Origin of the sequence: Nocardia farcinica, from assembly GCF_029867845.1 — a bacterium.
GTDB classification, from domain to species: Bacteria; Actinomycetota; Actinomycetes; order Mycobacteriales; family Mycobacteriaceae; genus Nocardia; species Nocardia farcinica_A.
Map to the genome: position 1 here is coordinate 1 of NZ_JARWRU010000956.1, position 10,264 is coordinate 10,264.

Here is a 10,264-nt window from a genome sequence, read left to right on the forward strand (position 1 = left end):
GTTCGGTCCTGGTCACCTGGTCGGCCCCCACCACCGAACGCGCCGACTACCGCGTCACCGCCCTGCGCCCCGACGGTTCCTGGCGCGTCGTCGGCCGCACGCACACCACCGAGATCGAGGACGGCGGCGCGCCCGCGGGCGAGATCCCCGTCTACGCGGTCGCCACCGCCCTCGCCGGCCGCTATTCCGAGCCCGCCCGCTCGGACGCCCCCGGCCGCCCCGCCACTGCCCGCCCCGCCACTGCCCGCCCCGCCACGGCATCGCCCACCCCCTCGACCGGTCGCATCGACTACACCCGGCCCTCCCGGCCGAGGCAGCACGCCCAGGCCGACCAGGTCACGCCCGCCGGAAGCGAACGGAGCGCCCCCGCCACGGGAGCCGGCCGGCCCGGCCCCGCCGCTGAATCCACCGTCGATCACGCGGCGACGACCAGGATCGTGCCCGCCGGGCAGCCCACGGCGGGCGGACGCGATGCCGCGCCGGGGGAACGGGCGGGAGCGAGTGCACCTGCCGAGGGCGAGGGGCGGACGGGTGGCGCGTCGAGCGCGGCCGATCTGCCGACCGACCCGACGCCGGGCGGTATCCCCGCGGTCGCCGGGCTGGCCGAGCACGACGGATTGCTGGTGTTCGACTGGCCCGCCGGGATCACCGAGGTGATGGTGGTGGTGCGGGCGGACCGGCCGCCGCTGACCCACGACGAGCCGGGTGCGCGGGCCTGGAAGGTCACGAACATGCGGTACCAGATCGACGGCGGGGTGGCGATTCCGGCGGAGGTGCCCAGGCCGTGCCACGTGGCGGTGGCCTCGTGCAGGCGGGAGCCGGACGGCAGGCTGCGGGTGGCTCCCGGGGTGGCGCCCGCGGCGCGGATGCATTGGCCGCATCCGGCCTGACCGGGCGATACCGTGCCTGCCCGGCCGGGTGGCGGTCCGGGCCCGGGGGGCGAGGGCGGTGGGTCGTGCCGGTCCGCGGCGGCGATGTGACAAGGTGGATCGGGTGATACCCAAGTTGATGGCGGTGAGCGACATTCACGTCGGCCACCAAGGGAATCGGCCGGTCGTCGAGCAGATCCGGCCCGACTCGCCCGAGGACTGGCTGATCGTGGCCGGGGACGTGGGGGAGAAGACCGAGGAGATCCGCTGGGCGCTGGCGCTGCTGCGGGAGCGCTTCGCCAAGGTGATCTGGGTGCCGGGCAACCACGAGCTGTGGACCACGGCCAAGGACCCGGTGCAGATGCACGGCGTCGCCCGCTACGACTACCTGGTGTCGATCTGCCGGGATCTGGACGTGGCCACCCCGGAGGACCCGTTCCCGGTGTGGCGCGGCCCCGGCAGCGAACAGTACGGCGGCGCCGTGACCCTGGTGCCGATGTTCCTGCTCTACGACTACTCGTTCCTGCCCGACGGCGCGACCGGCAAGGCCGACGGCCTGGCCATCGCCCGCTCGCGCAATGTCGTCGCCACCGACGAGTTCCTGCTCTCGCCGGACCCCTATCTCACCCGCGACGCCTGGTGCCACGACCGGGTGCAACTCACCCAGCGCAGGCTCGACCAGCTGCCCGAGGGCACGCCGGTGGTGCTGATCAACCACTTCCCGCTGGTGCGCGAACCCACCGACGTGCTGTTCTACCCGGAGTTCGCGCTCTGGTGCGGCACCGTGAAGACCGCCGACTGGCACACCCGCTACAACGTCGTCTGCTCGGTCTACGGCCATCTGCACATCCCGCGCACCTCCTACTACGACGGCGTGCGCTTCGAGGAGGTCTCGCTCGGCTACCCGCGCGAGTGGCAGCGCCGCGGCCTGCCCGATCGGCTGCTGCGCCAGATCCTGCCCACCCCGGAATACCCGCCGGGGACGCTGAACAAGTGGGGCGGCCACTTCACGCTCACGCCCGAGATGGAGGCGGCCGCGGCCGAGATGCGTGCCAAGGCCCAGCGTCGCCGCGGCGTGTGACCCGCTACGGGTGATGTAGGGACGGGTGATGTAGGGGCGGGAACACTGCGGCCCCGCTGGACTAGGCTCGTCGGCGATGATCGAGAACATTCTGCCCAGCGGGATCGCCGCCGCCGAGTTGCTGGACTTCCCCGCCGACCTGCGCGCGCATCCGGCCGAAGAACACCTCATCGCCAATGCCGTCGACAAGCGCCGCCGCGATTTCATCGGCGCCAGGCACTGCGCGCGCCAGGCGCTCGCCGCCCTCGGTGAGGAGCCGGTGGCCATCGGCAAGGGGGAGCGCGGCGCTCCGGTCTGGCCGCGCGGGATCGTCGGCAGCCTCACCCACTGCGACGGCTACCGCGCCGCGGCGCTCGGCCACAGGCTGCGCTTCCGCTCGGTCGGTATCGACGCCGAGCCGCACGGCGCGCTGCCGGACGGGGTGCTCGATTCGGTGAGCCTGCCCCAGGAGCGGGAGTGGCTGCGCGCCAACGACTCCGCGCTGCACCTGGACCGGCTGCTGTTCTGCGCCAAGGAGGCCACCTACAAGGCCTGGTTCCCGCTCACCGCCCGCTGGCTCGGCTTCGAGGACGCGCACATCAGCTTCACCGTCGACGAGACGAACGAGTCGGGCGAGGCGGGCAAGGCCACCGGCTCGGGCACCTTCCGATCAGAGCTGCTGGTGCCGGGCCAGGTCAACGACGGTGGTCTGCCGCTGACCTCCTTCGAGGGCCGCTGGCTGATCACCGACGGGTTGATCCTGACCGCGATCGCGCACGTCTGATGGCGGCGTCGCATCCTCCGGTGCGCCGGGTCGACGTGCTCGGCGGCCTGCTGATCGTCGACAAGGACGGCGGGTTCACCAGTCACGACGTGGTCGCGCGCTGCCGCAAGATCCTCGGCACCCGCAAGATCGGGCACGCGGGCACCCTCGACCCGATGGCCACCGGCGTGCTGGTGCTCGGGGTGGAGCGCGCCACCAAGCTGCTCGGCCTGCTCACCCTGACCACCAAGGCCTACACCGCCACCGTCCGGCTCGGCAGCGCCACCACCACCGACGACGCCGAGGGCGAGGTGCTGAGCACCGCCGACGCCGCGCACCTCACCGACGAGGCGATCGCCGCAGGCGTGGCCGCGCTGACCGGCGACATCCAGCAGGTGCCCGCCACCGTCAGCGCCATCAAGGTCGGCGGTGAACGCGCCTACGCCCGCCATCGCGCGGGCGAGGAGGTGACGCTGGCGGCCAGGCCGGTCACCGTCTCCCGCTTCGACGTCCTGGCCCGCCGCGACGTGCCTGGACCGGACGGGACGACGGCGGTCGACCTGGACGTGGTGGTCGAGTGCTCCTCCGGCACCTATGTGCGCGCGCTGGCCCGCGACCTCGGCGCCGGGCTCGGCGTCGGCGGGCACCTCACCGCGCTGCGCCGCACCAGGGTCGGCCCGTTCACCCTCGAGCACGCCCGCACCCTCGACGAGCTGGCCGAGAACCCGACCCTGAACGTTGACATGGACGAGGCGGTGCGGATCGCCTTCCCGCACCGCGTGATCGACGACGAGCAGGCCCGCGTGCTGCGCGACGGCCGCTGGCTCGACCCGATCGGCAGGAAGGGCGTGTACGCGGCGGTGACCGAGGAGGGCGCCGCCATCGCGCTGCTGGAGGAGAAGGGCAGGCGCGCCTCGCCGGTCTTCGTGGTGCGGCCGCGCGGTCTGGTCGACTAGCCGCCCCGGCCGCGTGGCCTCAGACCGCGCCGGCGCCGGTGGTGAGCCAGATCGCCTCCGCGGCGGGCTTGCCCAGATCGACCGGGGTGTCGGCGGCGCCGATGCGCACCGCGATGGTGCCGGCGAAGTCGCGGCGCTCCAGCACCTCCATGACGGTGTCCAGCGCGATGCCGACCGAGTCGAAGTAGCGCAGCATGTCCGGGTCGAAATCGGAGATGCGGGCCACCCGGCCGCGCTGGCCGGCGGTGAACTCGCTGAGCTGACGCGCGGGCGGGGTCGGCACGTCGCCGTCGACCGAGGGGATCGGGTCGCCGTGCGGGTCGCGGTCGGGGTAGCCGAGCTTGGCGTCGATGCGGGCCATCAGCAGTTCGGAGACGGCGTGCTCGAGCACCTCGGCCTCGTCGTGCACCTCGTCCCAGCCGTAGCCGAGTTCGTTGACCAGGAAGGTCTCCAGCAGCCGGTGCCTGCGCACCATGGCCACCGCGGCCCGGCTGCCCTGCTCGGTGAGGGTGATCGAGCCGTAGCGGGCGTGTTCGACCAGCCCTTGGTCGGCGAGCTTGCGCACCGCCTCCGAGACCGTGGAGGCCGAGACGCCGATGCGCTCGGCGAGCAGCTTGGTGGTCACCTTCTCTTCCTGTGACCACTCCCGCGCGGTCCAGATGACCTTGAGGTAGTCCTGGGCGACGGAGGTCAGGTCCGGCGCGAGCGTCGGAGCACCCGCCACCGTGGCCTCCGTCGCGTCCGCGGTGTTCACGGAAGCGTCGCTCAGCTCGCGGCGGGTGGTGACATCTCTCTTACCGGGCACACCATCGAGCTTAGGCAACACGTCGCCGTCGCACACATCCCTGTGTCACATCCTGTGCGCAGTTCACCGGCTGTACACCGGCCGGGAAGCAGAGCGTGACCGGGCGTGTGACACGGGCGGGAGTTGCCCGGCCGGAATATGGTTCGCCGACCGGTTTGCGTAGGCTTCGCGTGTGCAACGATGGCGAAGTCTCGACGATGTGCCCGCGGACTGGGGCCGCTGCGTGCTCACGATCGGCGTGTTCGACGGTGTGCACCGCGGCCACGCGCAACTGATCAGCAGAGCGGTGAAGAAGGCCGCGGCGCGCGGCGTTCCGTCGGTGCTGATGACCTTCGATCCGCATCCGATGGAGGTGGTGCGGCCCGGCTCGCATCCCGCGCAGCTGACCACCCTGACCCGCCGTGCGGAACTGGTCGAGGAGCTCGGCATCGACGTCTTCTGCGTCATGCCCTTCACCCCGGAGTTCATGAAGCTCACCCCGGAGAGCTACGTGCACGACCTGCTCGTCGAGCGTCTGCACGTGGCCGAGGTGGTGGTCGGCGACAACTTCACCTTCGGCAAGAAGGCCGCGGGCACCGTGGCCACCATGCGAGAACTCGGGCAGCGTTTCGGCTTCGAGGTCGACGGGGTCAAGCTGGTGGGTGAGCACGCCGTCACCTTCTCCTCCACCTACATCCGCGCCTGCGTCGACGCGGGCGACATGCGCTCGGCCGCCGAGGCCCTCGGCCGCCCGCACCGGGTGGAGGGCGTGGTCGTGCACGGCGACGGCCGTGGCCGCGAACTCGGCTTCCCCACCGCCAACGTCGCGCCGCCCATGTACGCGGCCATTCCCGCCGACGGCGTGTACGCGGGCTGGTTCACCGTGCTCGGCCCCGGTCCCACCATCGGCACCGTGACGCCGGGCGAGCGCGCCATGGCGGCCGTCTCGGTGGGCACCAACCCCACCTTCTCCGGTCGGGCCCGCACCGTCGAGGCCTACGTCATCGACGGCAAGGCCGACCTGTACGGCCAGCACGTCGCGGTCGACATAGTCGAGCATCTGCGCGGCATGGAGAAGTTAGACGGGCTCGACGAGCTGATAGCGGCGATGGGCCGCGACGTCGACAGGGCGCGCCGCATCCTGGCAGGCTGACCCGGCCGCGCCGGAATCCGCTCGCCGCGGGGACCCGCTGAGGGACGGCGCGGCGGCTCCGGTACAGTGTCTCCCCGGGTTTGCTGCGGTCCGCGGTGGCTGCCCCGCCGGGATGATCCCGACACCATTCGAGCGCGGAACTGAGAAACAGGACGGATGCCCCCATGGCGCTGACCACCGAACAGAAGAAGGCCATTCTGGCCGAGTACGGCCTGCACGAGAAGGACACCGGTTCCCCGGAGGCGCAGATCGCGCTGCTGTCCAAGCGCATCGCCGACATCACCGAGCACCTGAAGCAGCACAAGCACGATCACCACACCCGCCACGGCCTGATGGCCCTCATCGGCCGCCGCAAGCGGCTGTCGAAGTACCTGGCGGACAAGGACATCCAGCGTTACCGCGCCCTCATCGAGCGACTGGGCCTGCGCCGCTGAAACCTGCTCTGTGCGAGCCGGTAGGTCGATAGCCAACGGGGAGACGTACACTCTTCCCCGTTGGCTATTCGTGTTGATGGGGTAGTCCGCCGCGGCGAGTCCGCCATGGCGCATTCCCCTGACACGCGGACAACATGTGCACAGCCGTAGGCACCCGTCGCGTGGCGTCGGTCTTCGGTAGTGGCCTTTCGAGCGGATCGCGCTCCCCGAACGCGGGGAGCGCCGCGATCACGGTCGGCGGGCTTCGATCGATGACCGCCTCCGCGTCGCCGTTCCCAAGGGGGAGCAGGCCGGGTGCGCGCGTCGTGGCCAGGAGGGCCACCGCGCGACCGTGCCGGATACGGCTGACGAAAGCCGGGTCACCGGCGTGCGGTCACGGACGCGGCGGCCCGGGGAGGCGGGAGGTTGAGAGAAGAAAAGATGACGCAGACAACTGAACGCAAGTCCTCGGCCGTCGAGGTCGAGCCGGGTGTGTTCGAATCGGTCGCGCTGATCGACAACGGCAGCTACGGCACCCGCACCGTGCGTTTCGAGACCGGCCGCCTGGCCCGTCAGGCCGCGGGCGCGGTCGTCGCCTACCTGGACGACGAGACCATGCTCCTGTCGGCCACCACCGCGGGCAAGCAGCCCAAGGACCAGTTCGACTTCTTCCCGCTGACGGTCGATGTCGAGGAGCGGATGTACGCCGCGGGCCGCATTCCCGGCTCGTTCTTCCGTCGTGAGGGCCGCCCCTCCACCGACGCGATCCTGACCTGCCGCCTGATCGACCGGCCGCTGCGCCCGTCGTTCGTCGACGGCCTGCGCAACGAGATCCAGGTCGTGGTCACGGTGTTGAGCCTGGACCCGAACGACCTGTACGACGTGGTGGCCATCAACGCCGCCTCGGCGTCCACCCAGATCGCAGGCCTGCCGTTCTCCGGCCCGGTCGGCGGCGTGCGCGTGGCGCTCATCGGCGGCCAGTGGGTCGCCTTCCCGAGCGTCGAGCAGCTCGAGGACGCCGTCTTCGACATGGTCGTCGCGGGCCGGGTCGTCGAGTCCGGCGACGTGGCCATCATGATGGTTGAGGCCGAGGCCACCGAGAAGGTCATCGAGCTGATCGAGGGCGGCGCGCAGGCGCCGACCGAGGCCGTCGTGGCCGAGGGCCTCGAGGCCGCCAAGCCGTTCATCGCCCGGCTGTGCCGCGCGCAGGCCGACCTGGCCGAGCTGGCCGCCAAGCCGACCGGCGAGTTCCCGCTGTTCCCGCCGTACGAGGCCGACGTCTTCGAGGCGGTCGAGGCCGCGGCCAAGGCCGACCTCGACGAGGCGCTGAGCATCGCCGACAAGCAGGCCCGCGAGGCCCGCACCGACGAGATCAAGCTGGCCGTGCTCGACGAGCTGGCCGAGAAGTTCGCCGGTCGCGAGAAGGAGCTGGGCGCGGCCTTCCGCTCGGTCACCAAGAAGCTGGTGCGCCGCCGCATCCTGACCGACGGCTTCCGCATCGACGGCCGCGGCCTGGCCGACATCCGCGCGCTCTCGGCCGAGGTGGCCGTGGTGCCGCGCGCGCACGGCTCGGCGCTGTTCGAGCGCGGCGAGACCCAGATCATGGGCGTCACCACGCTGGACATGGTCAAGATGGCCCAGCAGGTCGATTCGCTCGGCCCGGAGACCAGCAAGCGCTACATGCACCACTACAACTTCCCGCCGTTCTCCACCGGTGAGACCGGCCGCGTCGGCTCGCCGAAGCGCCGCGAGATCGGCCACGGCGCGCTGGCCGAGCGGGCGCTGATCCCGGTGCTGCCCAGCCAGGAGGAGTTCCCCTACGCCATCCGTCAGGTCTCCGAGGCGCTCGGCTCCAACGGCTCCACCTCGATGGGCTCGGTGTGCGCCTCCACCCTGTCGCTGCTGAACGCTGGTGTGCCGCTGAAGGCCCCGGTCGCCGGTATCGCCATGGGCCTGGTGTCGGACACCGTCACCAACGACAAGGGCGAGTCCGAGGTGCGCTACGTCGCGCTGACCGACATCCTCGGCGCCGAGGACGCCTTCGGCGACATGGACTTCAAGGTCGCGGGCACCCGTGATTTCGTCACCGCGCTGCAGCTGGACACCAAGCTCGACGGCATCCCCTCGAAGGTGCTGGCAGGCGCGCTGAGCCAGGCGCACGACGCCCGCACCACCATCCTGGACGTGATGGCCGAGGCCATCGCCACCCCGGACGAGATGAGCCCCTACGCCCCGCGCGTCACCGCGATCAAGATCCCGGTCGACAAGATCGGCGAGGTGATCGGCCCCAAGGGCAAGGTCATCAACCAGATCACCGAGGACACCGGCGCCAACATCTCCATCGAGGACGACGGCACCGTGTTCGTCGGCGCGACCGACGGCCCGTCGGCGCAGGCCGCGATCGACGCGATCAACGCCATCGCCAACCCGCAGCTGCCGAAGGTCGGCGAGCGCTTCCTCGGCACGGTCGTCAAGACCACCGCCTTCGGCGCGTTCGTCTCGCTGCTGCCCGGCCGCGACGGCCTGGTGCACATCTCCAAGCTGGGTCAGGGCAAGCGGGTGGCCAAGGTCGAGGACGTGGTGAACGTCGGCGACAAGCTGCGCGTGGAGATCGCCGACATCGACAATCGCGGCAAGATCTCGCTGGTGCCGGTCGAGGACGCCGCCGAGGAGCCCGCCGACGCCGCCGCCGGGTCTGCGTCGGAAGCCTGAACCGAGTAGTACTTGACTCTGTGAGCAAGAAGAACACGACGACCCCCCTGCTGCCGCAGGGGGGTTCGTCCGTGCAACGGCAGATCGACGAGGCGGCCGACAGCGGCTCCGGCGTGCGCCGGACCGTGCTGCCCGGCGGCCTGCGGGTGGTGACCGAGCACGTGCCCGGCGTGCGGTCGGCCTCGGTCGGCGTGTGGGTCGGGGTCGGCTCCCGCGACGAGGGCCGCACCGTGGCGGGCGCGGCGCACTTCCTCGAGCATCTGCTGTTCAAGGCCACGCCGACGCGCTCGGCGCTGGACATCGCGCAGGCCATGGACGCGGTGGGCGGCGAGCTGAACGCCTTCACCGCCAAGGAGCAGACCTGCTATTACGCCCACGTCCTGGACGAGGATCTGCCGCTGGCGGTGGACATGGTCTCCGACGTGGTGCTCAACGGTCTGTGCCGCTCGGTCGACGTGGACGTGGAGCGGCAGGTGGTGCTCGAGGAGATCGCCATGCGCGACGACGACCCCGAGGACCTGGTCGGCGACGCCTTCCTGACCGCGCTGTTCGGCGATCACCCGATCGGCCGTCCGGTGATCGGCTCGGTGGAGTCGATCGAATCGATGACCGCCGCCCAGCTGCGCGGCTTCCACCTGCGCCGCTACCGGCCGGACCGGATGGTGGTTGCGGTGGCGGGCAATGTCGAGCACGAGCACACCGTCGAGCTGGTGCACCGCGCCTTCGCCGCCCGGCTCGACCCCGCCGCCCGGCCTGCGCCGCGCCGGGAGGGCACCTTCCGCGGGCGCGCGGTGCCGGAGTTGCGGCGCAGCTATCGCGACAGCGAGCAGGCACACCTGGTGTTCGGGGTGCGCGCCTTCGGCAGGCACGAGGGCGAGCGCCGCTGGCCGCTGTCGGTGCTCAACACCGTCGTCGGCGGCGGGCTGAGTTCCCGGCTGTTCCAGCGCATCCGTGAGGAGCGCGGGCTGGCCTATTCGGTGTACTCGAGCGTGGACACCTTCGCCGACACCGGCGCCTTCTCGGTGTATCTGGGCTGTCAGCCGGAGAATCTCGGCGAGGTGGCGGCGCTGGCGCGCGGGGTGCTCGAGGAGGTCGCCGAGCACGGCGTCACCGATGCCGAGTGCGCCAGGGCCAAGGGCTCGCTGCGTGGCGGGCTGGTGCTCGGGCTGGAGGATTCCGGGTCGAGGATGAACCGCATCGGCCGCAGCGAACTCAGTTACGGCAACCACCGCAGCGTGTCCGAGACGTTGGCGCGCATCGACGCGGTGACGACCGAAGAGGTCGCGGCGGTGGCGTCCACGCTGCTCTCGCGGCCGTTCGCGGCCTCGGCGACCGGGCCGTACCGGCGTACCCGCGATCTGCCCGCCGCGGTGCGCAGGCTGGTCGCCTGAGCAGGACGTCCCCGGCTCGTCCCCCGGGGCGGGCTCACTGGCTGACGAGGAGGTCGGATGATCCGCATCGGAGGAGTCGTTCGCGTCGCCCGCGTGCTCACGGCCGCGCCCGCACAGGCTGTCGTGGCCGTGAGCGCCGCCGCGTGCGGTGACGGCGGCGAGG

General features: G+C 71.5%; 8 protein-coding genes and 1 pseudogene. 8 read left to right on the forward strand and 1 reads right to left on the reverse strand.

All coding sequences use genetic code 11. The features are described 5' to 3' along the window. The 4 genes and pseudogenes from QH283_RS21070 to truB all read left to right on the forward strand — a co-directional run. Nucleotides 1-890: pseudogene (locus QH283_RS21070) on the forward strand (hypothetical protein); the annotation flags it as partial. A 103-nt stretch (nucleotides 891-993) separates the two neighbouring features. Continuing rightward, complete coding sequence (locus QH283_RS21075; RefSeq protein WP_280504700.1) at nucleotides 994-1,950, forward strand: metallophosphoesterase family protein; 957 nt, start codon at nucleotides 994-996, stop codon at nucleotides 1,948-1,950. Nucleotides 1,951-2,026: 76 nt separating this feature from the next. After that, the gene (gene npt, locus QH283_RS21080) at nucleotides 2,027-2,713 is read left to right on the forward strand and encodes a 4'-phosphopantetheinyl transferase Npt (RefSeq protein WP_280504701.1); all 687 of its coding nucleotides are present in this window, start codon (nucleotides 2,027-2,029) and stop codon (nucleotides 2,711-2,713) included. Next, on the forward strand, nucleotides 2,713-3,648 hold the full coding sequence (gene truB / locus QH283_RS21085) for a tRNA pseudouridine(55) synthase TruB (protein WP_280504702.1): 936 nt from the start codon (nucleotides 2,713-2,715) through the stop codon (nucleotides 3,646-3,648). The genes npt and truB overlap by 1 nt, the downstream gene beginning before the upstream one ends. A 19-nt stretch (nucleotides 3,649-3,667) precedes the next feature. On the opposite strand, the gene QH283_RS21090 is transcribed toward truB, so the two are convergent. Next, nucleotides 3,668-4,372 carry a metal-dependent transcriptional regulator gene (locus QH283_RS21090; RefSeq protein ID WP_280504706.1) on the reverse strand — a complete coding sequence of 235 codons (705 nt, stop codon included), beginning with the start codon at nucleotides 4,370-4,372 and terminating at the stop codon, nucleotides 3,668-3,670. A 253-nt stretch (nucleotides 4,373-4,625) separates the two neighbouring features. Between QH283_RS21090 and QH283_RS21095 the strand changes: the two genes are divergently transcribed. The 4 genes from QH283_RS21095 to QH283_RS21110 all read left to right on the forward strand — a co-directional run bounded on the left by QH283_RS21095 (nucleotide 4,626) and on the right by QH283_RS21110 (nucleotide 10,101). Then, complete coding sequence (locus tag QH283_RS21095) at nucleotides 4,626-5,585, forward strand: bifunctional riboflavin kinase/FAD synthetase (RefSeq protein ID WP_280504703.1); 960 nt, start codon at nucleotides 4,626-4,628, stop codon at nucleotides 5,583-5,585. A gap of 164 nt (nucleotides 5,586-5,749) precedes the next feature. Then, complete coding sequence (rpsO, locus tag QH283_RS21100) at nucleotides 5,750-6,019, forward strand: 30S ribosomal protein S15 (protein WP_280504704.1); 270 nt, start codon at nucleotides 5,750-5,752, stop codon at nucleotides 6,017-6,019. A gap of 420 nt (nucleotides 6,020-6,439) precedes the next feature. After that, the gene (locus tag QH283_RS21105; protein ID WP_280504705.1) at nucleotides 6,440-8,710 is read left to right on the forward strand and encodes a polyribonucleotide nucleotidyltransferase; all 2,271 of its coding nucleotides are present in this window, start codon (nucleotides 6,440-6,442) and stop codon (nucleotides 8,708-8,710) included. A 50-nt stretch (nucleotides 8,711-8,760) separates the two neighbouring features. Further along, on the forward strand, nucleotides 8,761-10,101 hold the full coding sequence (locus QH283_RS21110) for a M16 family metallopeptidase (RefSeq protein WP_280504707.1): 1,341 nt from the start codon (nucleotides 8,761-8,763) through the stop codon (nucleotides 10,099-10,101). Nucleotides 10,102-10,264 lie beyond the last annotated feature (163 nt).